The organism is Bacillus sp. 9.4 (genome assembly GCF_055486415.1).
This window is the reverse complement of record NZ_JBVFMU010000005.1, coordinates 57,747-81,913: the sequence shown is the minus strand read 5'-3', so window position 1 is coordinate 81,913 and position 24,167 is coordinate 57,747. Positions and strand designations below refer to the sequence as shown.

The 24,167-nt window shown below is 45.5% G+C and carries 23 protein-coding genes; 7 read left to right on the top strand and 16 right to left on the bottom strand.

Annotation, left to right across the window (positions count from 1 at the left end; translation table 11 throughout):
• Positions 1 to 25: 25 nt before the first annotated feature.
• The 3 genes from kdgD to glnK form a co-directional block, all read right to left on the bottom strand.
• Positions 26 to 952 carry a 5-dehydro-4-deoxyglucarate dehydratase gene (gene kdgD / locus ACZ07B_RS18110; protein WP_003246372.1) on the bottom strand — a complete coding sequence of 309 codons (927 nt, stop codon included), beginning with the start codon at positions 950 to 952 and terminating at the stop codon, positions 26 to 28.
• A 226-nt stretch (positions 953 to 1,178) separates the two neighbouring features.
• Complete coding sequence (gene glnL, locus ACZ07B_RS18105; RefSeq protein WP_003234824.1) at positions 1,179 to 2,123, bottom strand: glutamine utilization two-component system response regulator GlnL; 945 nt, start codon at positions 2,121 to 2,123, stop codon at positions 1,179 to 1,181.
• Between the two features lie 10 nt (positions 2,124 to 2,133).
• Positions 2,134 to 3,366: a two-component system sensor histidine kinase GlnK gene (gene glnK, locus ACZ07B_RS18100; RefSeq protein ID WP_464877562.1), complete on the bottom strand. Its 1,233-nt coding sequence runs from the start codon at positions 3,364 to 3,366 to the stop codon at positions 2,134 to 2,136.
• A gap of 301 nt (positions 3,367 to 3,667) precedes the next feature.
• Between glnK and ACZ07B_RS18095 the strand changes: the two genes are divergently transcribed.
• The 4 genes from ACZ07B_RS18095 to mmuP all read left to right on the top strand — a co-directional run bounded on the left by ACZ07B_RS18095 (position 3,668) and on the right by mmuP (position 8,718).
• Positions 3,668 to 4,651, top strand: a complete 984-nt coding sequence (locus tag ACZ07B_RS18095) for a glutaminase (RefSeq protein ID WP_464877507.1) — start codon at positions 3,668 to 3,670, stop codon at positions 4,649 to 4,651.
• Positions 4,652 to 4,673: 22 nt separating this feature from the next.
• Positions 4,674 to 6,110 carry an alanine/glycine:cation symporter family protein gene (locus tag ACZ07B_RS18090; RefSeq protein WP_029317243.1) on the top strand — a complete coding sequence of 479 codons (1,437 nt, stop codon included), beginning with the start codon at positions 4,674 to 4,676 and terminating at the stop codon, positions 6,108 to 6,110.
• A gap of 128 nt (positions 6,111 to 6,238) precedes the next feature.
• Positions 6,239 to 7,186 (top strand): homocysteine S-methyltransferase, encoded by a 948-nt coding sequence (gene mmuM / locus ACZ07B_RS18085; protein WP_335388827.1) that lies wholly within the window; start codon positions 6,239 to 6,241, stop codon positions 7,184 to 7,186.
• 119 nt (positions 7,187 to 7,305) lie between these two features.
• Positions 7,306 to 8,718, top strand: a complete 1,413-nt coding sequence (mmuP, locus tag ACZ07B_RS18080; protein WP_464877506.1) for an S-methylmethionine permease — start codon at positions 7,306 to 7,308, stop codon at positions 8,716 to 8,718.
• A 26-nt stretch (positions 8,719 to 8,744) separates the two neighbouring features.
• Here the strand turns inward: mmuP and ACZ07B_RS18075 are convergent, their stop codons facing one another.
• The 3 genes from ACZ07B_RS18075 to gamR all read right to left on the bottom strand — a co-directional run bounded on the left by ACZ07B_RS18075 (position 8,745) and on the right by gamR (position 11,041).
• A complete protein-coding gene (locus tag ACZ07B_RS18075) occupies positions 8,745 to 9,815 on the bottom strand; it encodes a branched-chain amino acid aminotransferase (protein WP_326210760.1) in 1,071 nt (356 codons plus the stop codon).
• A 209-nt stretch (positions 9,816 to 10,024) separates the two neighbouring features.
• Complete coding sequence (locus tag ACZ07B_RS18070; protein ID WP_326210762.1) at positions 10,025 to 10,300, bottom strand: DUF1648 domain-containing protein; 276 nt, start codon at positions 10,298 to 10,300, stop codon at positions 10,025 to 10,027.
• Between the two features lie 33 nt (positions 10,301 to 10,333).
• Positions 10,334 to 11,041 carry a transcriptional regulator GamR gene (gene gamR, locus ACZ07B_RS18065; RefSeq protein ID WP_003234841.1) on the bottom strand — a complete coding sequence of 236 codons (708 nt, stop codon included), beginning with the start codon at positions 11,039 to 11,041 and terminating at the stop codon, positions 10,334 to 10,336.
• 218 nt (positions 11,042 to 11,259) lie between these two features.
• Between gamR and nagB the strand changes: the two genes are divergently transcribed.
• From nagB to gltP, 3 genes are all read left to right on the top strand, one after another.
• Positions 11,260 to 12,009: a glucosamine-6-phosphate deaminase gene (nagB, locus tag ACZ07B_RS18060; protein ID WP_123373992.1), complete on the top strand. Its 750-nt coding sequence runs from the start codon at positions 11,260 to 11,262 to the stop codon at positions 12,007 to 12,009.
• A gap of 20 nt (positions 12,010 to 12,029) precedes the next feature.
• On the top strand, positions 12,030 to 13,925 hold the full coding sequence (gene ptsG, locus ACZ07B_RS18055; protein ID WP_134155990.1) for a glucose-specific PTS transporter subunit IIBC: 1,896 nt from the start codon (positions 12,030 to 12,032) through the stop codon (positions 13,923 to 13,925).
• Positions 13,926 to 14,069: 144 nt separating this feature from the next.
• A complete protein-coding gene (gene gltP / locus ACZ07B_RS18050; RefSeq protein WP_464877505.1) occupies positions 14,070 to 15,314 on the top strand; it encodes a glutamate-aspartate/proton symporter GltP in 1,245 nt (414 codons plus the stop codon).
• A gap of 36 nt (positions 15,315 to 15,350) precedes the next feature.
• Here gltP and trhO read toward each other — a convergent pair whose 3' ends face one another.
• The 10 genes from trhO to purT all read right to left on the bottom strand — a co-directional run bounded on the left by trhO (position 15,351) and on the right by purT (position 23,999).
• On the bottom strand, positions 15,351 to 16,319 hold the full coding sequence (trhO, locus tag ACZ07B_RS18045; protein WP_003246287.1) for an oxygen-dependent tRNA uridine(34) hydroxylase TrhO: 969 nt from the start codon (positions 16,317 to 16,319) through the stop codon (positions 15,351 to 15,353).
• A gap of 247 nt (positions 16,320 to 16,566) precedes the next feature.
• Complete coding sequence (locus ACZ07B_RS18040; RefSeq protein ID WP_464877504.1) at positions 16,567 to 17,907, bottom strand: erythromycin esterase family protein; 1,341 nt, start codon at positions 17,905 to 17,907, stop codon at positions 16,567 to 16,569.
• Between the two features lie 105 nt (positions 17,908 to 18,012).
• On the bottom strand, positions 18,013 to 18,291 hold the full coding sequence (locus ACZ07B_RS18035) for a hypothetical protein (RefSeq protein WP_464877503.1): 279 nt from the start codon (positions 18,289 to 18,291) through the stop codon (positions 18,013 to 18,015).
• A gap of 54 nt (positions 18,292 to 18,345) precedes the next feature.
• A complete protein-coding gene (locus ACZ07B_RS18030; protein ID WP_003234858.1) occupies positions 18,346 to 19,137 on the bottom strand; it encodes a phosphatidylserine decarboxylase in 792 nt (263 codons plus the stop codon).
• On the bottom strand, positions 19,130 to 19,618 hold the full coding sequence (locus tag ACZ07B_RS18025; protein WP_003234861.1) for a DedA family protein: 489 nt from the start codon (positions 19,616 to 19,618) through the stop codon (positions 19,130 to 19,132). Before ACZ07B_RS18025 ends, ACZ07B_RS18030 begins: the two co-directional genes overlap by 8 nt.
• Positions 19,609 to 20,142 carry a CDP-diacylglycerol--serine O-phosphatidyltransferase gene (gene pssA, locus ACZ07B_RS18020; RefSeq protein ID WP_014475661.1) on the bottom strand — a complete coding sequence of 178 codons (534 nt, stop codon included), beginning with the start codon at positions 20,140 to 20,142 and terminating at the stop codon, positions 19,609 to 19,611. The genes ACZ07B_RS18025 and pssA overlap by 10 nt, the downstream gene beginning before the upstream one ends.
• 195 nt (positions 20,143 to 20,337) lie before the next feature.
• Positions 20,338 to 21,228 (bottom strand): enantioselective carboxylesterase CesB, encoded by an 891-nt coding sequence (gene cesB, locus ACZ07B_RS18015; RefSeq protein WP_185184498.1) that lies wholly within the window; start codon positions 21,226 to 21,228, stop codon positions 20,338 to 20,340.
• 170 nt (positions 21,229 to 21,398) lie between these two features.
• Positions 21,399 to 21,797 (bottom strand): YbfJ family protein, encoded by a 399-nt coding sequence (locus tag ACZ07B_RS18010; protein WP_024571582.1) that lies wholly within the window; start codon positions 21,795 to 21,797, stop codon positions 21,399 to 21,401.
• Positions 21,760 to 22,701, bottom strand: a complete 942-nt coding sequence (mpr, locus tag ACZ07B_RS18005; RefSeq protein ID WP_015252930.1) for an extracellular metalloprotease Mpr — start codon at positions 22,699 to 22,701, stop codon at positions 21,760 to 21,762. Before mpr ends, ACZ07B_RS18010 begins: the two co-directional genes overlap by 38 nt.
• A 143-nt stretch (positions 22,702 to 22,844) precedes the next feature.
• Entirely contained in the window at positions 22,845 to 23,999 is a 1,155-nt protein-coding gene (gene purT, locus ACZ07B_RS18000; protein WP_130573415.1) for a phosphoribosylglycinamide formyltransferase 2, read from the bottom strand.
• Positions 24,000 to 24,167 lie beyond the last annotated feature (168 nt).

The following is a 24,167-nucleotide window of genomic DNA, read 5'->3' as shown; positions in this document are numbered from 1 at the left end:
ATTGCCCCTTTCGTGTTTTTTCTGGTCAAACCGTCGCGGCTTTTTTCGGAAAACGGTCAGCCGCCTGCTTCAAAATTGCTTCCAATTGCTGATAATGATCTTTTTCAACCGGGCCGACAGGCGGTCTGGCTGTATTCCTTACATTCAAACCCATGATTTCCATACCGGCTTTAATCAAGGATACGGCGTAGCCTTTTCGTTGTTTGCGAATGTCGTTGATCGGCAGAATCACATGCCGATAGAGTTCCTTCACCAGCTCGTCATTTCCGTTTTTCAATGCATCATAGAACATTCGCGAAATATGCGGGATATAATTTGAAATCGCTGAAGAGTAAGAGTGGAACCCGATCGGCAGATATGCCGGCATCGTCACTTCAGCCATCGGCATTCCGTTGAGCCATCCCAAGCGGTCGCCGATCGTATAGACGAGGTTGATATTCAAATCCATATTTCCTACCCCGTCTTTGACACCGACAAGCTGTTCACATTCGGTCAGACGTTTGATCTGTTCAACAGAGAGAACTGCGTTATCGCGCTGATAAAGAATCGCGTTCAAGTCAGTGCTTTCAATAATCGTTTTCGCATACTGGTACAGCCCCTCCTGTTCGCCATGCACCAAATACGGAGGCAGAATCAAGTAGCCGTCGGCGCCTTTTTTCTCCGACAGCTGCGCCCAATCAAGCGCTGTGCTGAGGTTGCCGCCCACCCCCGTGTAGACCGGCACCTTTCCTCCGGCTGCCGAGACTGCGACTTCAACCATCTGCTCATATTCCTTCTGGCTGAGAGATTGGAATTCACCAGACCCGCAAGCGATAAATATCGCTTCCAAGCCCTCATTCAGCAAAAACTCAATGTTTTGAAAAAGAGCTTCTTCCTCCAGTTTTCCTTGTGTGTTAAAAGGAGCAACCGGAAAACCTAAAATTCCAGCGGGTGCTTTTCTGATACGGCTCATCAACATAACCTCCTGTTATTTGTGTATACAGCCTCTATCTGTAAGCGCTTTTATTATTTTTTCTTCCACATCCGCTCCTTCCCATATATCCTTTTGTTTAATTGTAAGACAAATAAACAATAAGTCAATATCTTTATTTTCTGATATTTTATAAAAAAGCGGTAAATCACTGTCCGGCCGGGATTCTGCGCAGCAAAAAAACAGCCAGGTCAGCCGGCTGTTTGGTTTATATCCTTCTTTGTTTCATCGTCTCATGCAAAAGCTTTGCTTCCAAAAAAAACACGTGGATGAATTTTTTCATATTTATTCTAGCAGGTGCAAGGGGTTTTGCATCCTTGGATTGGAGTTCTTTCATTTTCTGGCTGACAACCGGAAAATCAAAGAATTTGGATGCATAGGTTTCAAATTTTGGATTCGAAAAATCAGTTGTGCCCAGTGAAGCAAAATGGTGCAGCGAATGAATAATCGCTCTGCGGATACGCTGCTCCGAGGCTTTCATTTCGCGATTGACTTCCGTCTGTGAGGCCCCTGTGCCCAGCTTCCGTACCGCTACTTGGGTGAATATTTGTTTTAGCGAAGGGCTTTGTTTTTCGTGCGGCTCGGATTGCTCGTGTTCTGCTAAATACTGCAGGACCGCCATGAGATCATGTGCGCCGCCTTCTCCCATCATGCCCAGCTCGGACAACAGGAATGTTCCTGCCTCTTTTAAACCGCTGTCACTCTTCTGCTGGGGACGCGCTTTCCGTTCAGTCCGATTGACAAGCCGGCTTAGAGAATGCTGAATGGCTCCAATCGAGTGTTCAAGCTCGATCCGCTCCTTCACCTTTTGGAGAACCGTGACAATTTCAATGCGGTTAATCGGCTTATGGATAAAATATTCGATGCCGAGCGAGTACGCTTCCCCGACCATTTCCTTCGCCTCCACTTGAGAGATCATTACGATTTTGCCGGAGTACGTATTCTGGATCTGACGAATCGTCTCAATGCCGTCTCTTCCGGGCATTAACAGATCGATTAATAAAATATCAATCTGCTTAAATTGCAGCATATGCCCTTCCACTTGGCTTCCGTCGTCTGCTTCACCAGCAGCTTCCCCGAGATCTTCGTCCTCAATGATCTGCCTTAAAATTGACCGCACCGCACGGTCATCATCTGCAATAAAAAAACGCATAGCTTTTGGTTCACCCTTTCTGAATCAAATGCCGGACAGGCAGCCTGATGGCAAACACCACTCCCCGCTGCTGATTATCAAACGTGATATCCCCTTCTAGCTCTGTCACGATTTCCTTTACGTAGGAAAGTCCGATACCCGTAGAAGGCGTGCCAAATTCGTCATATTTTGAAGTAAAGCCCGGGTCAAACACAATGTCTCCGATTTTCTCGGAAATCCCGGGGCCATTGTCTTCCACCTGGAATTCTACCATACTCTCATTTGGCTTACGGAGCCTCAGGCTGACCATTCCCTCTTCATCCATAGCCTCTACCGCATTTGCTGTTAGATTATTAATGATCGAAAGCACGATAAATACGTGATATTCGTCATGCTCTCCCTCGATCGAGCAGTAAAAATCAATCTGCTTCCCTAGTGCTTCAGCGTACTTTTCATTCATTCGAATCACGAGCTGCAGCAAATCAGAAGCCCTCATATAATCTCTCAAACTCTCATTCGAAATCAGTTTTGAAAGCCCTGCGAATATCCGCTGGTTGTCCTTTTTCACTTCATGAATCTCTCCGGCCAGTCTCAAGATTCTGCCGCTCAGCTGAACATCCTTGCCCTTCATTTCCCGATAGAGCTGATACGAATCGTTTGTCACTTTCTCTGTCGTTTTCAATGTCTTTTTTAGGTGCACCGTTTCTTCATATAAATTGGAAACGATCATCAGCATGTGCCCGTGCTGCTGCCTTGTCTGTTTTTCTCTCGATTGTGTTTCATACAGCTTCAGCACACTATAAAAGCTCATCACAATAAATGTGTGAGAAATCGCAATCACCGCAATGTCAGTGATTTTCTCAGGCGTGACAACCGTATGAAAAATGAGAAATTGCACAGCCAGCTCGACACAATCTGACACAACTTCAATCATAAACCCAATGAAACCGAGCATAATCGGCCGTTCACGGAAACGATTGGCCTTTAATATGGAAAACAGACAGGCGTAAGTCATATAAAAGAAAAAGCCAGACGCTTGATCATACAGAATCGGAGTCAGCCCATTGTGTCCTCCGCCCCATAATTCCAGAAAGACGCGAAAGATGAAAACAGCCGCTCCAGTCAGAAAACCCGGCAGCACAGCGGGCACTTGCCGCAACAGCGATAAAAAGAAGAAAAAAACCGGTGCCCCAAAGCTGACCCGGAATTCTTCATTGAGGGGATAAAATTTCAGTTCACCGGCCAGCGGCACCGTTATCAGCATGAGGGCCAGTATATATCCGTCTTTTTCAATAAACCGTTCCAGTTTTATGTTGATCACATCCTCGCTTTTTATTTTGGGGAATCGGGAGAAAACCTGCAAATTGCTTTTGACCCAGAACATGAGGTTTTTATAAATCTTACTGCTTATTTTCAAAATGTTTTTGTCGTATTTTGTATGATTCTGTAGTCTCCATTATACAGTAATTATACCTTCCGCTATTATGAAAGCGTTTAACGCCCCTTTAGCCTTCGTTTTGATACACCTCAGTCCTTTAAGAAAAAAATCAGTGAGGAGGAATTCGATGAAAGAATTGATAAAAGAGCAACAGAAAGACATAAACCCGGCGTTACAGCTTCATGATTGGGTTGAATACTATCGCCCTTTTGCCGCCAATGGACAAAGCGCAAACTATATCCCCGCTTTAGGAAAAGTCAATGATTCACAGCTCGGCATCTGTGTATTGGAGCCTGATGGAACGATGATACACGCCGGCGACTGGAACGTCTCTTTTACCCTGCAAAGCATTTCAAAAGTGATTAGCTTTATTGCCGCCTGCATGAGCCGCGGCATTCCCTATGTGCTGGACCGCGTAGATGTCGAGCCGACAGGCGACGCCTTTAATTCAATCATTCGGCTCGAAATCAACAAGCCGGGAAAGCCCTTCAACCCCATGATCAACGCGGGCGCCCTTACCATCGCTTCGATTCTTCCCGGAGAATCGGCATACGAAAAGCTCGAGTTCCTTTACTCGGTGATGGAAACTTTGATAGGAAAACGGCCGAGAATTCATGAGGAAGTATTCCGTTCTGAATGGGAAACCGCCCACCGCAACAGAGCGCTGGCCTACTATTTAAAAGAAACAAACTTTTTAGAAGCTGAAGTAGAAGAAACACTTGAGGTGTACTTGAAGCAATGCGCTATGGAGAGCACCACAGAAGACATTGCGTTGATCGGCCTGATCCTTGCTCATGACGGGTATCATCCGATTCGACGCGAGCAGGTGATTCCAAAAGATGTGGCAAAATTGGCCAAGGCATTAATGCTGACGTGCGGCATGTACAACGCTTCAGGCAAATATGCGGCGTTTGTCGGCGTGCCGGCCAAAAGCGGCGTCTCCGGCGGCATCATGGCGCTGGTGCCTCCAAGCGCCAGAAGAGAACAACCTTTTCAATCCGGATGCGGCATCGGCATTTACGGGCCTGCCATTGATGAATACGGCAACAGCCTCACTGGCGGTATGCTGCTAAAGCATATGGCGCAGGAATGGGAGCTCAGCATTTTTTAAATATGAAAAAAGAGGTGATTGTATGCAGCAAATCCTGGAACATATCGTCGGTATTGCAAATGATCTTTTGTGGTCAAAGCTATTAATTGTTTTGCTCCTTTCTCTGGGAATCTATTTTACGTTCAGGCTGAAGTTTTTACAGGTTCGCATGCTGAAAGAAATGGTCAGGGTATTAAGAGAAGGTGCTGCTTCCCGGTCGAAAAACACCATTTCTCCGTTTCAAGCCTTTTGCATCAGCATGGCGGCCCGTGTCGGAACGGGAAATATTACGGGCATTGCCATCGCCATTGCACTCGGCGGGCCCGGTGCAATCTTCTGGATGTGGATTATCGCTATTATCGGATCAGCATCCAGCTTTGTGGAAAGCACACTGGCTCAGATTTATAAAGTAAAAGATGTAAACGGCTTCCGCGGCGGGCCGGCGTATTACATGGAAAAAGGGCTGAACAAAAGGTGGATGGGCGCGCTGTTCGCTGTGTTAATCACCTTATCGTTCGGTATCGTCTTCAACTCGGTTCAATCAAATACAGTCAGCCTTGCCTTTGAAAACGCGTTTGGCACAAACCGCCTGACATTGGGACTCATTTTAATTGCTGTATTCGGCACGATTATTTTTGGCGGAGTCAAGCGCATTGCAAAGCTGGCTGAATCCATTGTCGTCGTATTGGCTGTCCTGTATATCGGAGTTGCGTTTTTCGTCATTTTCACCAACATTACGCAGCTGCCAGGTGTGCTTGCGCTAATCGTGAAAAATGCGTTTGGTTTTGATCAGGCCGCCGGCGGGGCTTTGGGCGCGGCACTCATGCAAGGCGTCAGACGGGGAATCTTTTCAAACGAAGCGGGAATGGGAAGCGCACCGAATGCCGCTGCCACCGCCACAACAAGCCATCCCGTCAAACAGGGGCTGATCCAAGCTTTTGGTGTACTGACAGATACACTGGTCATTTGTACAAGCACCGCCTTTATCATCCTGTTTTCGGATGCCTATCATACTCCGGGTCTGAGCGGAATCGCCTTGACACAAGCCTCCCTCAGCTCCCATGTCGGATCATGGGCATCAGGCTTTCTCGCGATTCTGATTTTGTTATTCGGATTCTGTGCTCTAATTGGAAACTATTATTATGGCGAAACCAATATCGGCTTTTTGAACAAAAGCAAAAAACTGATTTTTGTCTACCGTATCGGCGTGCTGGCAATGATCGTGTTTGGCTGTGTTGCCAAAGTCCAGCTCGTCTGGGATCTTGCTGATTTGTTCATGGGTTTGATGGTCGTCGTGAATTTAATCGCGATTTTCTTACTATCAAAGGTCGTTTTTACGGCGCTGAAAGACTATACACGCCAGAAGAAAGCAGGCAAGGATCCGGTCTTTTATAAAGATGTGCTCAAAAACCACAATGGCATTGAGTGCTGGCCGGTTTCAGACACAAAGACTGACACGCACAACAAACAAATATCATAAGAAAAGGGTGTTCAGACATATGGGCTGAACACCTTTCCCTTTTTGCGTTTATTGACAAACACGTAAGCCTCCATTACGATTTTCATATCTTTTTCAAAAAAATCTGAAAGAAGGCATCGGTACATTCTATGAATCCTATCCAACACATATTAGATACATACCCGCTTATTGTGCTAGACGGCGCCATGGCGACCGAGCTTGAACGCAAGGGCTGTAATTTGAATGACAGTCTGTGGTCGGCAAAAATCCTGATGGAAGAGCCAAATCTGATTAAACAAGTTCATACTGATTATTTCGCGGCAGGCGCCGATTGTGCAATCACTGCCAGCTATCAGTCTACATTTGAAGGCTTTGCCGCACGCGGGCTGAGCGAAGCGGAAGCACGCCGGCTCATCGAGTTGTCCGTCAGCATCGCAGCTGAAGCACGTGATGAATTTTGGTCGCTTGAAGAGAACCGTCTGAATCGGCCAAAACCGATCATTGCGGCATCTGTAGGCCCTTATGGCGCTTATCTTGCGGACGGCTCTGAGTATCGCGGCAACTACGGAATCTCAGAGGATGAACTGATTGAATTTCATCGCCCCCGGATGAAGGCGCTGATCGAGGCCGGGGCTGATGTTTTGGCATGCGAAACGATTCCGTGTCTGACTGAAGCCAAAGCGATTGTTCGGCTGTTGAAGGAATTTCCTGAAACGTATGCATGGATCAGCTTCAGTGCTAAAGACGGCCTGCATATCAGTGACGGAACACCTGCAGCTGACTGCGCATCGTGGCTTGATGAACACCGCCAAATTGCAGCACTCGGCATCAACTGCACGCCGCTTCAGCATATCCCTTCCTTGATAGAGGAGTTAAAAAAGAACACGTCAAAACCGATCATTGTCTACCCGAATTCAGGTGAGCAATATGATCCGGAAACAAAAACGTGGAACGGCGCAGCATGCGCAGAATCTTACGGGGCGAGCACCCGCACCTGGCATGAAAAAGGAGCGAGGCTGATTGGCGGCTGCTGCCGGACAAAACCCGAAGATATTCAAGAAATTGCGGCTTGGGCCCGCTCTTTAAAAACAACTTGACTTATCGGAATAGTTTGTATATTCTAACTTAAAGCCGGTTCGCCGGAGTCTCGTGTCACTTTCTGACATGAGATTTTTTATTAGGAGGAAATAAATCGCTGATAGAAAGTTGGAAAAAGATGAACTCTGCCCACAACAAGAATGAGACAACCTTTCAGAGAAGTATGAAAAGCCGGCACCTCTTTATGCTTTCCTTGGGAGGTGTCATCGGAACCGGGCTGTTTTTAAGCTCTGGTTATACCATTCAGCAAGCAGGCCCGGCCGGAACGATACTTGCCTACTTAGTCGGGGCCGGCATCGTCTATCTGGTCATGCTATGCCTCGGTGAGCTGTCAGTCGCCATGCCTGTGACCGGCGCCTTTCACACCTATGCAGCCAAATACATAGGGCCGGGCACCGGATTTACGGTCGCTTGGCTGTACTGGCTGACATGGACCGTGGCATTAGGATCAGAATTCACAGCAGCCGGCCTGTTAATGCAGCGCTGGTTCCCCCATACATCGGTTTGGATGTGGAGTGCCGTCTTTGCGCTGTTCATTTTCTTGCTTAACGCATTTTCGGTCAAGTTTTTCGCTGAATCAGAATTTTGGTTTTCCAGCATCAAAGTATTAGCCATTGTATTATTTATTCTTTTAGGCGGCTCTGCCATGTTCGGCATCATCCCGATCAAAGGCGGAGAATCCGCTCCGATGCTGTCCAACTTCATGGCGGAAGGCGGGCTTTTTCCAAATGGATTTGTCCCGATTTTGATGACGATGCTGTCCGTTAATTTTGCCTTTTCGGGAACGGAACTAATCGGAATCGCAGCCGGTGAAAGCGTTGATCCTGACAAGACGATACCAAAAGCGATTAAAACAACGGTCTGGCGTCTCTCACTCTTCTTTGTCGGAACAATTTTTGTGCTGTCAGGGCTGATTCCGATTCAAGATGCAGGTGTCATCAAAAGCCCGTTTGTCGCTGTCTTTGACAGAGTCGGTGTACCATACGCAGCCGATATCATGAACTTTGTTATCCTGACAGCGATCCTGTCAGCGGCTAATTCCGGACTCTACGCTTCTTCCCGGATGCTGTGGTCTTTATCAAAAGAAAAAACGCTTCATCCGACATTTGCAAAGCTGACGTCAAAAGGAACCCCTTTTAACGCGCTGGTGTTCAGCATGATCGGCGGCATTCTGTCGTTGCTGTCCAGCGTATTTGCGCCAGACACTGTATACGTTGTGCTCGTGTCGATTTCCGGTTTTGCCGTCGTTGTCGTGTGGATGGGAATCGCTGCTTCTCAATTCATGTTCAGAAAACGTTATATCGAAGCGGGAAACAAGGTTACTGATTTGAAATACAGAACCCCTTTGTATCCGTTCGTGCCGATTGCCGCGTTCCTGTTATGCCTGGCTTCCATTGTTGGCATTGCCTTTGATCCGAATCAAAGAATCGCACTCTATTGCGGCGTTCCGTTTATGGCCATTTGCTATGCAATGTATTATGTAAAAAACCGCAAAAGCCAGCCGGCTGCTGATATGACTCATTCAAAATAAAAAGAACCTGCCTCCGGGCAGGTTTTTCACACTTCCACTGTCCAGTTAAACGGGCCTTTCACCTTTCCAAGCTGAATATCTGTTATCGTTTCATACAGCTTTTTTGATAGCTCCCCGATTTGCCCGTCGCCTACAATCACCGTTTTTCCATGAATGTTGAGTTCACCGACAGGCGTAACGACTGCTGCCGTGCCTGTGCCGAAGACCTCTGTCAATTCTCCGCGTGCAGAGGCCGCATACACCTCATCAATCGATATTCTCTCTTCACGAACCGGAATGCCCCAGCTTCGAATCAGTTCAATCGCAGACGCACGTGTAACCCCGCTTAAAATACTTCCGCTTAAAGCAGGTGTGACAGCTTCCCCGTTTATGACGAAAAAGATGTTCATGCTCCCTACTTCTTCCACATATTTCTTTTCGATGGCGTCCAGCCACAATACCTGGTCATAGCCCAGCTCATTCGCTTTCCGCTGTGCCTGAAGACTGGCCGCGTAGTTTCCAGACGTTTTTGCACATCCGACTCCGCCGTTCACCGCCCGCACGTACTCATCTTCGACGTAGATTCTTACCGGCTTCAGCTGATCGTCGCCATAGTAGGAGCCTACAGGCGAAAGCACGATCATGAATGTATAGCTCTTGGATGCCTTCACACCGAGACTCGGTTCTGTGGCAATCACAAAAGGACGAATATACAGTGACGTTCCTTTTTCCTTTGGAACCCAATCTTTCTCCAGCTCAACTAATTGCGTCAATGCCTCAAGCACCAGCTCTTCGTCTAAAGGAGGCATACTCATGCGCTCACACGATCTGTTCAGCCGTTTGACATTTTGATCCGGACGGAACAGCAGCACCCTGCCGTCGTCTGTTCTGTATGCTTTTAATCCTTCAAAAACAGCCTGGCCGTAATGAAAAACAGATGAAGACGGATCAAGCGTAAGCGGTGCGTACGGCGCAATTCTCGGATGATGCCATCCAATTCCCTCTTCGTAGTCCATCACAAACATATAATCTGTAAAATATTGACCAAATCCCAAGGATGACGGGTCGGGCTTTTCCTTATGAAATACAGTTTTTTCTCGTTCAATAAGCTTATTCAATCTAATCAGCACACCTTTCACATAATTGTTTAAATATTCAGTCTTTTTAAAGCTGTAAAAAGTATACAGCCTTTCCTTTAATAATACGCCGCTTCACACCTATAAATTTCAGAATATTCTTTAGGATCATCAGCTATTATACACCACATTCATTGTCAGATGAAGCTGAAATTAAAGAAAAACAGCCAGTTTTATTCTGGCTGTTTGATTTAGACCGCTAAACAAAGGACGACAATGTGGCAAATCAGCAAAATATACACTGCGAATACAAATTGCCAATTGATCTTCCGCGCCCATGCAAACACCACCATCAAAACAGGCAGCATCACAGTCCCCGCCAGCTTGTTAACCGTCAGATCCGGACTGTTCGCAACATCATAATGAATCGGCATTTCGGCCGGTAGAACAGGGTAAAACACAATTGATAGGATAAAAGCAGCAATGACAGCTCCCCACAGCACTTTTCCATTCGTCAATAGAAACATAGAACGACCATTCCCTTCTTAAAACACATTGCTTTATGAATGATATGACTGTTCTACGGTGAATTTCGTTCGGTCTCCCCGGGTAATAATTTGCGCATATTCCACCACTTCTTCATTTTTATCATAGGTAAGGGATTCTGATAAAAACGCAGGCGCTCCGACATTGGTTAATAAGTGGCCGCTGATCGTTTCATCCGTTAAAATCGGTTCGATCGATTCCGTGCCCCTGCTGATTTCAATATTGTATTTTGTCCTTAACAATTCAAACAGCGAGCCGGTGCATTCCTCCTGCGCCAGCCCCGGTGCCGCCTTCCAGGGAATATATGAGGTATGATACTGCAAAGGTTCCCCCTCGGCGTATCTGACTCTGACAAGCTTGTTGACAGGTTCATTCTCTTTCATTTTCAAAAGCTCGGCAATGGAGTGATCGGCAGGAATCACCACAAGCTCAAGCACTTTTGATTCGGAACGAAGGCCTCTCATTTGTTCTGCAAAGCTCGTAATCTTATGCGGAATCGGCGTTTGTATTTTTGCCGCCGATACAAATGTCCCTTTTCCTTGAATTCTTTTAATATATCCCTCAAGCTCTAGCTGCTGCAGAGCCAGTCTCACAGTTGTTCTGCTGACATCATATTGTTCGCAAAACTCACTCTCCGTCGGCAGCTGATCATTCGCCTGATATTTGCCCGATTTAATTAACTCAATGATTTTAAACTTGATAACAGAATATAAAGCTGTCATTTCATTCTCCCCATTCTGTATGCAATCCGTTCTTTTTGATTGAGACCATAATACCATTTGCCATCCCAATATGAAAGATTTGTATCCTTCTTTTATAACAAATTTTCAGAAATTAATATTGACAGTTTGATAAGGGCGGTGCTAAATTCGTAATGACAAGTATCATAAATTGGTCATAACAAATATGATGCTTGTCTATCTCTTTGAGGGGGTGTCACATGAAGATTCTGATCGCCAAGCACTACGAAGAACTCTGTAAGTTAAGCGCTGCCATTATTAAAGAACAAATACAAGCTAAGAAAGATGCCATTCTCGGCCTGGCAACAGGAAGCACACCGGTCGGCTTGTATAAGCAGTTGATTTCAGACTATCAGGCAGGCGAAATTGATTTTTCAAAGGTTACTACATTTAATTTGGATGAATACGCTGGTCTCTCTCCATCTCATCCGCAAAGTTATAACCATTTTATGTATGAGCATCTTTTTCAGCATATCAATATGCAGCCTGATCTTATTCATATCCCGCAAGGAGACAATCCGCAGCTTGAGGCGGAATGCAAAGTATACGAGGATCTCATCCGTCAGGCGGGAGGCATTGATGTCCAAATTCTCGGCATCGGCGCCAATGGCCATATCGGTTTTAATGAACCGGGATCTGATTTTGAAGACCGGACACGTGTTGTGAAGCTCTCGGAAAGCACGATACAGGCAAATGCCAGATTCTTCGGCGGTGATCCGGTGCTGGTGCCGAGACTCGCGATTTCAATGGGCATTAAAACCATCATGGAATTCAGCAAACATATTGTGCTTTTAGCAAGCGGCGAGGAAAAAGCAGACGCCATTCAAAAGATGGCTGAAGGTCCTGTCACGACAGATGTACCGGCCTCTATTCTTCAAAAACACAATCATGTAACCGTTATCGCCGATTATAAAGCAGCTCAAAAATTAAAGAGTGCATCATTCTCATAACACAATAAAAGGAGACTGTCATGTTTAAAAAGGCATTTCAAATTCTGCAGCAGCTTGGCCGCGCGTTGATGACTCCGGTTGCCGTCCTGCCGGCAGCAGGTCTTTTGCTCCGTTTCGGAGACAAGGATTTACTGAACATCCCTATTATAAAGGATGCAGGCGGTGTTGTATTCGATAATCTCCCGCTGATTTTCGCCGTGGGGGTCGCGATCGGATTAGCCGGCGGAGAAGGTGTAGCCGGACTTGCCGCTGTCATCGGATACTTAATTTTAACCGTCACCCTCGACAATATGGGAAAATTACTCGGCCTTCAGCCTCCGTATGAAGGAGCCGAGCACCTGATTGATATGGGGGTTTTCGGAGGAATCATTATCGGGCTTCTTGCCGCCTATTTATATAAGCGGTTTTCATCAATCGAGCTGCATCCGGTCCTTGGATTTTTCTCTGGAAAACGCTTTGTCCCGATTATTACTTCCGTCAGTTCATTGGTGATCGGTGTCATTTTCTCATTCGTTTGGCCGCTGATCCAAAACGGAATTAACGCAGCCAGCAGTTTAATTGCCGATTCAACAGTCGGCCTGTTCTTTTATGCAACGATCTATCGTTTGCTGATTCCTTTTGGCCTGCATCATATTTTTTATACGCCTTTCTATTTTATGATGGGAGAATACACAGACCCATCAACAGGCAACACCGTAACCGGCGACCTGACAAGGTTTTTCGCGGGAGACCCGACAGCCGGGCGCTTTATGATGGGGGATTTCCCTTACATGATTTTCTGTCTGCCGGCAGTTGCTCTTGCCATTATCCATACCGCGCGTCCGGAAAAGAAAAAAATGATCTCTGGTGTGATGATTTCTGCGGCACTCACATCTATGCTGACCGGAATTACAGAGCCGGTTGAGTTTTCTTTCTTGTTCGTTGCGCCTGTGCTCTATTTGATTAACTCTATTCTTGCCGGCGTCATCTTTGTCGTTTGTGATTTATTCCATGTCCGCCACGGCTATACGTTCTCAGGCGGCGGAATTGACTACGTCTTGAACTACGGACTGTCTACAAACGGCTGGGTTGTCATTCCTGTCGGGATCGTGTTTGCTTTCATTTATTATTATTTGTTCCGATTTGCGATTCTGAAATGGAATTTGAAAACGCCCGGCCGTGAGACAGATGAAGACGGTCAGAATGAGGAGAAAGCTCCAGTTGCAAAAGACCAGCTTGCCTTTCACGTGCTGCAGGCCTTGGGCGGACAGCAAAATATCGCTAACCTGGATGCATGTATCACAAGGCTTCGTGTGACCGTTCATCAGCCAAGCCAAGTCAGCAAGGATGAATTAAAACGGCTTGGTGCAGTAGGTGTGCTGGAGGTCAACAACAACTTCCAGGCAATATTCGGAACCAAGTCCGATGCCTTAAAAGACGACATCAAAACAATCATGGCCGGAGGCGTCCCTGCCACCGCCGCCACGCTGGACACGGTAACTGACAAACCGCAGAAGCCCGATTCCGGTGAGACCTTTATTTATCCGATTAAAGGAGAAACAGTCTCTTTAGGGGATGTGCCTGATCAAGTCTTTTCAGAAAAAATGATGGGCGAGGGATTTGCGATTATACCATCAGAAGGAAAAGTCGTTGCACCTGCGGACGGCGAGATCGTCTCGATTTTTCCGACAAAACACGCCATCGGCTTTATGAGCGCCGGCGGCACTGAAATCCTGATTCATGTCGGCATCGATACCGTCAAACTGAATGGGGAAGGCTTTGAAGCACATGTCACAAGCGGACAAGCCGTCAAACAAGGCGAACTGCTTCTCACCTTTGATCTCAATTACATCAAGCAGCATGCCGCTTCAGCCATAACACCGGTTATTTTCACAAATACCTCTGAAGAAGATCTAAAGCACATTCAAATGAAGTAAAAAAGTCCCCCCTGCTGCGGGGGACTTTTTCGCCAACATAATGAAAGCGCTGTCAAAATAAAATAACTTGAAAAAAGGTGTTTGCATTTGAATCACGAATGATATGAATATGCCTAAATTCTATCGTTCTAAAGGGGGATTCATTTGAAAAAATTAATCGCGTTTCAAATTTTAATCGCTTTGGCTGTCGGCGCAGTGATCGGCCACTTTTTTCCTGATTTCGGGATGGCACTGAGGCCTGTCGGAGATGGATTTATCCGCCTGATTAAAATGATTGTTGTGCCGATTGTGTTTTCTACCATTGTCATTGGAGCCGCAGGAAGCGGAAGCATGAAAAAAATGGGCAACCTCGGCATCAAGACGATCATTTGGTTCGAAGTGATTACAACGTTGGTATTAGGGCTTGGACTTTTATTAGCGAATGTCTTAAAACCAGGTGTCGGGCTTGACCTCTCCCATTTGGCAAAAAAAGATATCCATGAACTTTCCGGCTACACAGACAAAGTTGTTGATTTCAAGCAAATGATCCTGGATATTATCCCTACAAACATTATTGATGTCATGGCCAGAAATGATTTGCTTGCCGTTATTTTCTTCGCCATTTTATTTGGTGTCGCCGCAGCTGGTATCGGCAAAGCTTCTGAACCAGTAATGAAGTTCTTTGAATCTACCGCTCAGATTATGTTCAAGCTCACACAAATCGTCATGGTCACTGCTCCTATCGGCGTGTTAGCCCTGATGGCTGCTTCTGTGGGCCAATATGGCATTGAACTCCTCCTCCCTATGTTTAAGCTGGTTGGCACCGTATTCCTTGGCCTGTTCCTGATCCTCTTTGTCCTCTTTCCGCTTGTCGGTCTCATCTTTCAGATTAAGTATTTCGAAGTATTGAAAATGATATGGGATCTGTTTTTAATTGCATTTTCCACCACCAGCACTGAAACCATTCTCCCTCAGCTGATGGATAGAATGGAGAAATACGGCTGTCCCAAACGAGTGGTATCATTTGTCGTTCCCTCCGGCTTGTCATTGAACTGTGACGGCTCCAGCTTATATTTATCAGTTTCTTGTATCTTTCTCGCACAGGCCTTTCAAGTAGACATGACATTGTCCCAGCAGCTGCTCATGATGCTTGTGCTTGTGATGACCAGTAAAGGCATTGCAGCTGTACCCTCAGGATCGCTTGTAGTTCTTCTGGCGACTGCCAATGCTGTAGGACTGCCGGCTGAAGGCGTTGCCATTATAGCGGGTGTTGACCGCGTCATGGACATGGCGAGAACAGGTGTGAACGTACCGGGACATGCGATCGCCTGTATCGTGGTATCAAAATGGGAAAAGGCCTTCCGCCAAAAAGAATGGGTTTCCGCAAACAGCCAAACTGAAAGCATATAGAAAAAAAGAACACCTCAATACGAGGTGTTCTTTTTTTTATTCAGCAGCAGCGTGATCTTCTGTTTCAATCGCTGCCAGTCTTGCGTTTACTTCTTCTTCGGTCATATTATGCTCTTTCACATACAGGTTTCTTGGGTTCGTGCGGCATTCGTGGCTGCAGCTGCGCATATATTTATACTCATTTTCCGGTGTGCATATCATTTTTTTATTGCAAGATGGATTTGCGCAGTTCACATAACGCTCACACGGTTCTCCTGTAAAGTAGTCCTTGCCGACAATCACATGCTCGACACGGTTGACAGGCACGCTGATTCTTTCATCAAATACGTAGCACTGGCCGTCCCAAAGCTTGCCTTGCACCTCTGGATCTTTTCCGTATGTCACGATTCCGCCGTCAAGCTGTGCTACATCTTCAAAGCCTTGCTTCACCAGCCATCCTGAGAACTTTTCACAGCGTACGCCGCCTGTACAGTACGTTAAAATCTTTTTGCCTTCAAGCATATCTTTGTGTTCTTCGATCCATTCAGGTAATTCGCGGAAGGCTTCGATGTCAGGACGGACCGCACCTCTGAAATGGCCAAGGTCATACTCGTAATCGTTACGCGCGTCGATGACAATTGTGTTTGGATCCTGCATCTTCTCATAAAATTCTGCAGGCTTCAAATGCTGGCCTGTTGTTTCGTTCGGATCGACATCATCTTCAAGACGAAGCGTTACAAGCTCTTTTTTATGGCGGACGAAGATTTTTTTGAAGGCATGGCCTTCTGCTTCATCAATTTTAAATACCATGTCCGCAAAACGAGGATCAGCTTTCATTGTTTCCATATATTTTTCAGTCTGTTCAACCGTACCTGATACCGTACCGTTAATTCCTTCAGAAGAAACAAGGATACGGCCTAACAAACCAAGCTCCTTACAAAAAGCCAGATGCTGCTCTCTAAACGCCTCTGGATCTTCAATCGGAACATATTTATAGTAAAGTAATACTCTGTATTGTTTTTCCATGTTTAAACACCCTGTTCAATTATAGTTAGTTGCTATGCACACTCTTACTATATCATACAGGAAAATGCCGCAAAGATGAACAGATCCGCCCAGACTGATAAAAATATCCAAGCTCTTACAAACCTAAGCGGCACAAGGGTTTCTCACGGTACATAAGTATTTTCCATTCATTTACTAATCAATATAGTTATCTGAAAACTATCAAACAAAAGGTGAGCTCCACCTGTTATAGCACAGGGGACACCGCTCATTTGATAATGACAGATGGCGTGATATGCTCCAGCCAAATGACACCGTCATATTGTTCCTTAAGGATCATCTGCTCTTCTGTGAATCCCCAATAGAGTGCTGTGCGGGGGGTATACATCCACGAAGTGCCTTTCTTGTTTTTGGTATGGAGAAAATCAACAAAAACAGCCGGTCGGTCCGCCGCTTTCAGCAAAGCTTCAAGGCTCTCAGACGGCGGCGGGCTTGTAACCGGCTTAACAGTCTTATTATCGGAGCTATCAAGACTCGCACCTGAGTAAGCATAAATGCCAATCGTATATGTTTGTTTTTTCAGCTGCTCCGGCAAATAATCACCCATGTTAGGGCCGTTTAGCTGTACCCAGTCCTTTATCATCTTCGTATTCTGTTTGCGTAGATGGTAATTGTGGCCCCAGACAATGATTTTCTTTTTCGGATAAAGGGTGTCGGCTACCCACTGAAATTGTTCAGCCATCATGCGGTCTCTCATAAAGAATGAAAAATTCTCAATATTCTCCGGATACTCCTCTAGTTTTTCTTTCATTTCTTCCAGCATATATGTTTCCATTACGTCAATTCTCAGCTGAAGAGAATGCATAAACATCTCATAAGCTTTCGGCTCTTTTGGAAGGTTTTCTTTTAGCTCTGAAGCATGTGTTTTAGTGAACTTGATCAGCTTCTGATAGTTTTTCACAAGCTTTTCCTTCTTTTGCGAAAATTCATCAAACGTATTGCTGTCTGTCACTAATGTTGAAAAATCATTTTCTGATTGGGAGAGCAACTCTGCTTTCTCAGGGTCCACCGCTTTTACCCATTGAGTCGCAGCATCATTGAATGAATTCTTCATGCTTTGAATATCAAAACCGGTAAGGATCAGCGGATCGCCTTTCTCTTTTTGCTCTTTCATGTAATCAAACAATTCAACGACATCTTCTGTGTGCCATACAGCGTAAATGGAGTTTTTCATCGTGCTTTTAGGGGTTAATTGGTCCATATTAAGGTAGGATGCATTTGTATCAGGAAAGCCAGACTCAAATGCCAATACATCGTATCCCAGCTCTTCGTGGAGATATTTGATCATTCTGACCTTTGTGGCGTTGATTTCACCAGCGCCGTGTGTCGTTTCCCCTAACTGAACGATTCGTTTCCCTTTCAGCACCTTCTTTAGAAATCGAAGGTCTTTGTTTGAAGCATCGGAAGCATCCAGTGGCTGTGCATGTCGTTCAATCCATGAATCCCAATATTTTTCTTCAGAAGCAGCACGTGTCGAGACTGAAAAAGAAGAAAACGCCAGACAGACAATCAGCAGCGGCAGGGTCATTCTCACTATCATTCGTTTCAATTCTATCTCTCCTTTTCTGCTAGGTTCTCTAGTCATTACGAGATAGATATAGAAAAAGATTCCTTTTTTCACCAACAAAAAAAAGCTTCTCTGTTGAAAGAAGCTTTAGCTGGATTCTCTCATCACCTGATGAAAGTAAAACCGATACGTATTTCGTAAAAATGTCTCAACCGGAAGCTGCACATCCGCTTGGTATTTGCTGATGATGAATGGAAACCGCTCGATTCCTTTGTCGCGTAAATTGTTCGCTTGTTCATCATCTATTGCCTTCTCATGCAAAGCCGCTTCAACGATCGGCCAGCACACTTCTCGCACTTGCCGCAGGACGGCTTCATCTCCGGTGTTCTGATAATCTGTAATCCAGCTGATGATTTGTTTCTCCATGAATCTCACCTTTCTTCAAAAAAAGAGGCGCTGCGTTTATGCAAGCTCCTCTTTTTACTCTTCGTAACCTATAAGTTCTCCGACTTGGACTTCTTGGCCTTCTGCTAAATGGGCAGACGGCTGGAACGCGTCTTTTTCAAAAATCAAAATGACGGTTGAGCCAAATGAAAAGTATCCCAGCTCTTCGCCGATCTCCAATTCAGCACGGGTGCTCGTCTGCACGATAGAATTAATATTCATCGCGCCGACAGGAATCATCAGGACATTTCGGCTTCCGCTATTCAGCTCGTACACAAACCGGTAATTTTTCGACAGCACATCTTTTCCGTATTTTAAGCCTAATTGATTTACCGGGTATGAGCGATTTCCGAGCTCGGCCAGCTTTTGATACCTGCAGCTGATCGGAGAATGGAAACGGTGATAATGCCTCGGGCTTAAATACAGCACGACGAAGTAACCGCCGTTGTATTGATGGTCTGCGCTTTTACAGCCGGTCAGCTCAGCGAATGAGTAATCTTTTCCCTTCACCGTAAAGGTTTGATTCGGATTGATGATTCCTACCGTCTGAACTACACCATCAACAGGGCTGACCACCGCATGCGCCTCTTTTGACACAGGGCGCCGCTCCAGATTTATTTGTCGAATGAACAATTCGGACAGCGATCCGTAATCAGCAGCCGTACCGTCCACATCATCCCAATTCAGCCGAAAATGTTTTGAGAAAAGCGGAATGACCGGTTTGCTGATTTTCGACTCGCAAAATCCTTTAATCAGATAGGATGACAGACGATGATTCGTCAGCTCTATCAATGATCGATACAGAATCTTTACAGCCGTATTAAACATGAATAATCCCTATAACCCTTCCGATTGTAATAAAAACAAAGCACCATAAAAAGGCGCCGATTGCAGCAAACGCAACATACGTTTTCAGATCCATTTTGCCGATCCCCGAAAAGTAGCACGTCACATGTCTGACGCCGGGAATAAAATAACCTAAAATAAGAGAATATGGACCGTATTTCTTCATCCATTTTTCCACTTTCATCATTCTCTTTTCTTTTAAGCCGACCCACTTGCCGTACTTGTCGATAAACGGGCGTCCGGCTTTTCTGCCAATCATGTAGCTGATCAGCATACCTAACAAAGCCCCGACAAAACTGATCAATATCGAAAGCTCATAATTCAACACATCGGTATGCGTGAAATAGCCAACAACGGTCATCATTACTTCATCTGGAATCGGCAATCCTACAATCCCTAATACCAACATCAAAAAAATAGCGAGATAACCGTAATCCGCTATGAGCTGCTGAACTAATTCCATCTCCCGGACTCCAGGTTTTCTGCCGCATGTTTTTTAAAATGAGGGAATTTTATTTTACTCACCATTAAATATGAAAGTCCGCAAGTGCCGATTGCCAGAAGGATCGGGTTATAGGTGAAGCTTAGAATAACGAGACACATGCCCGCAAACGGAATCGGCATACCGATAAATGTCGGGAGCTTGCTTTGTTCAATGTTAAATTTAGAGAGGCGAAGCATTCCGCAAATGCTGTACGTCAATGCGCATAAGATCCCGATAAATGGCAGGGTATACAACGCGACACTGTAAGCAAGCATAGAAGGAGCCACCCCAAACGTAACCAGATCGGCAAACGAATCCAGTTCTTTCCCCATATCAGAAACGGCATTCAGCTTACGAGCAGCCATCCCGTCAAAGAAATCAAGGAACATGCCTGTAAAAATAAAAAGCACTGCTGAATGAATGTTGTGATATAGCAAGGAATGAATCGCCAGCAATCCGCAAATGAAGTTTCCTATCGTAATCATACAGGGGATGTAATTCACAGTGTAACCAAACCTCCAATTGTAAAACCATCTATATTATTTGACGATAGTGATCGAATAGCGTTACAGGAAAAATTTTTCTCCAATAAGCATGATAACATAGAATGCTCCCCAAAAAAGCAGCATTCAAATTCTATTATTATACAACATTTGTTACCTTTTGAAAAATGAATGCCAATCTTTTCATGTTCCTTACTATTTTATCCCCCCGCATAAAAAGGACAAGACGCGTTGATTGACGTACTCTGGCTGCTCCAGAGATAACAGATGTCCGGCGTTCTTTACGATTTCAGCCTGAATTCCCGGCACCAATACCGAAGCCCGCTCAAAGGCCATTTGCTGATGGTACATGACCTCGTGCTCACCGAACATCAGAAGTACCGGGACTTGTATTGATTTCAATTCCTGGTCTGTGAACACGTACGGAAAGCCGTTTTCTGTCGGCTTCAGGCTCCTTTGCTCATCCTGCCATTCCACGCCCGCCACAATTTGTCTTTGCAGTAAAGGATGCAGATCATAACTGTCGCCTGTGATCCACTTGATATATGATTCAGCTCCTCTTGCCCCTGTAAGCTCTGCAGCGTATTTATAGACATCCGGATGAAATGAAATAAACGCTTCAGCGGGACTCATAACAACCGCCCGTTCTACTCTTTCGGGCGCGCGGAGTAAGAAATTCACGATATGGGAGCCGCCAAGCGAAAGGCCGGCCAGGTGTGCCGTCTCAAGTCCAAGAGAATCAAAGACATCTTTCATCCATTCTGCAAAATCAGCTCTCGTTTCCATGGCTGCTGATGGTATACTTTTATTTTTGTCTCCTATTATATCGACCGTATATGTACGAAATTGACGGCTCAACGCCGCGATATTCGGATACCACATCGCAGAGCTGAAAAGGCCTCCGTGAAGCAAAATGAGCGAAGGTGCGTCCTTTGGCCCACTTGCAATGATATGTGTTTTTCCAAAACGAGTAGAAACATAGAATGCTTCCGACTCAATCGGCCACAAAGAAAGGCTTTGATCATATGCCTGGTAAAAGCGCAGACCACTTTCAACCGCGGCAAACTGCATTGAATCTTGTATCATTTTCTTCTTTTTCCTCCGGGTTTGATTGATATAAAATAAAGGATAACGCCCCTTTTGTCTCGTAAGAAAAAATACCTATTTCTTATTATCTCACATAATAAATTTCCAGTATATAGTTTGGTTTCCTGCAATAAATAAAAAAGGCAGTTCCCTTAAAATCAAGGAAACTGCTATTCTTTGAAGACTAATGGAATGGCATGATCTTTTTTATCCTCTGTTAACGAGATCTGATGGGTTACTGATGTTTCACCCTTCGTCAACGCGACTGAGTAATCGCCTTTTCTGCCGGTATCCCATTTGATATCTCCGTTTTTGTCTGTTTTACCAAGTATCTCGCCAATCTCTGTACTCGGCTCCTCATCTGAAGAGGGCGCTTTGACAATCGTCACTTGAACCCCTGCGACCGGCAGCCCCTTAGCATCCTCCACATGAAGAGTGACAGGAATAGTCGTTTCTTTTTGAGAAGAATGCGTCTGCGAACTGCATCCGCATAAAAACAAAATAGACATGAATATGGCTAGTTTGCTGTATTTATTGATTTGCCCAATATTGAATATTGTTGAATACATCGTTCGTCACCCTTGTTCCCAAGTTATATGACGATCCTCCGTTCGTGTGAATGGCAATAGCTGTCTGCCCTGTATCACTGTAGTTTCGATAAACAGGCGAGCCGCTTTGGCAGCCGTACGTATCGGTTGTATAGGTCAGCTTATACGTTTCAGCGGAGCGAATCGGCTTTGTATCAGACCACATCGTGCCAAAGGTTTTGTCACACGGGAATCCTGTCACTGACGAGGAAAGACCCACGGGACTGCTGCTGTTTGTAGTCCGGTAGCCGTACCAGCCAACCGTGTTTCCAGGAGAACCGTTTAATTTAATAGCTCCGTAATCATAGTTGGTGTCTTTGCTTTCCGTCCATCCTTTGACGGAGTAAAACATCGTGCCTGAATAAGTACCGTACGGATATGACGAACCATTGCGGCCCGGCGCGGCGGTTATCGTCGAAGCCCATCCATGATCCTGGCTGTACACACAATGTCCAGCCGTGACGACTGTATTTGGATTGACTAAAAATCCGGTACATCCATAAGTGCTTGAAGTGTTGGGATACTTGATTGACAGTTGAACGGTTGCTCTATATGGAAAAGATGTCGTGCTGGAGATTCTGGTGCGTTCATCAGTTCCGATAATGCTCGAAGGCTGTAAGGTTTGAATATTTTTCTCCAGTTCCGTTTGGCCGCCGTATAACGATTTACTTGTTTTTCCGGTTCCCTCATAAGGGGCGGAAACCTGTTCTGCTTTTGACGTTTGGTTTTTCGTGGCATCAGCTTCTTTACCGGTATTCGATACAGAAGTTTGCGGGTTCTCTGCCGCTTTTGCCGGTACGCCAAAAGATACCGCTGCTGCCAAAGCCAAACACAAAACCGTTAAGTAAGCGAACCATTGTTTTCTGAATCTTGGAACTAATTTCATTTTGTCATCTCCCTCCTTTAGTGTCAACCACCCGTATTGATGGAAGACTTTTACATTATAATCAGGTTTCTGATTCTTATGATAAAACTTATATGGAGGAAGAAAAAAACAGGCCTTGTACCATGACAAGGCCTGCTCAAACTCTATTTTATCGTTAGCTGATCCAACGCTTTCTTTGCATTCTCTCTTGCCGTTTCAACTGTATCAGCAGCAGAAAGCGCAACTGCCATACGACGTCCGGCTTTCGTTATCGGCTTTCCAAAGACGCGCACTTGAGTCTTTGGGACTGCCAGTGCGTTTTCCAATCCTTCAACAGTGTAATCCGCTAATTCTTCCGGCGCTTTGAGGGGCCTGCTGGCGCCAGGAGAAAGCTGTGTGATTTCTGTAATCGGAAAGCCCAGAATCGCCCGGACATGCAGTGCAAATTCTGACAAATTTTGCGTCACCAGCGTGACAAGACCCGTATCATGCGGACGAGGAGATACCTCACTGAAATATACCCTATCTTTCGCAAGGAACAGCTCAACACCAAACAGGCCGTATCCGCCAAGCTCATCCGTGATCGTTTTCGCAATATGCTTCGCTTCTTCTATTTGCTGCTCTGTCATATCATGCGGCTGCCACGATTCGATATAATCCCCGTCCTTTTGCACATGACCGATCGGCTCGCAAAATGCCGTACCGTTAACCGCTCGTACGGTTAAGAGTGTGATTTCTGATTCGAATGGGATAAACTCCTCAACGATCACGCGGCCGTTTTTCACCCGTCCGCCTTCCATCGCCGTCTCCCAGCAGCTCTCTAAATCCGCTTCAGAGCGGCAGATACTTTGGCCTTTTCCAGAAGAACTCATCAATGGTTTAACGACACAAGGAAAACCGATCTGTGCTGCCGCTTGTATAAATTCATCATATGTATTCGCAAATTCATAGCCAGCCGTCGCAAGTCCAAGCGTTTCCGCCGCAAGCCGTCTGATGCCTTCCCGATCCATCGTCAGCTTGGCCGCACGGGCATTCGGGATGACGTGAAATCCTTCCTCTTCAAGCTTCAGCAATTCATCCGTCGCGATCGCCTCCACCTCAGGCACAATCAAATCCGGATTTTCTTTCTCAATGATGGTTCTGATCTGCTCTGGGTCCAGCATATCAACGACATAACTGTTATGCGCGACCTGCATCGCCGGAGCATGCTCGTAACTGTCAACTGCCACCGTCTGTACCCCAAGACGCTGGGCTTCAATCACTACCTCTTTACCTAACTCACCTGAACCTAACAATAAAACCTTCTTTGATTGATACATCTTTGCCCTCCTATCTGTTCCAAACCATTATAACTGAAATATTTGAAAAATAAATTTTTATTAAAAAAGGGATAATTATTATTGAGGAATGAAATCTTTTAAATTCTTAAACGAAAGCAGACCAATAACGGTCTGCTTTCTCTATTCCTAAACAGCAACATCATACAA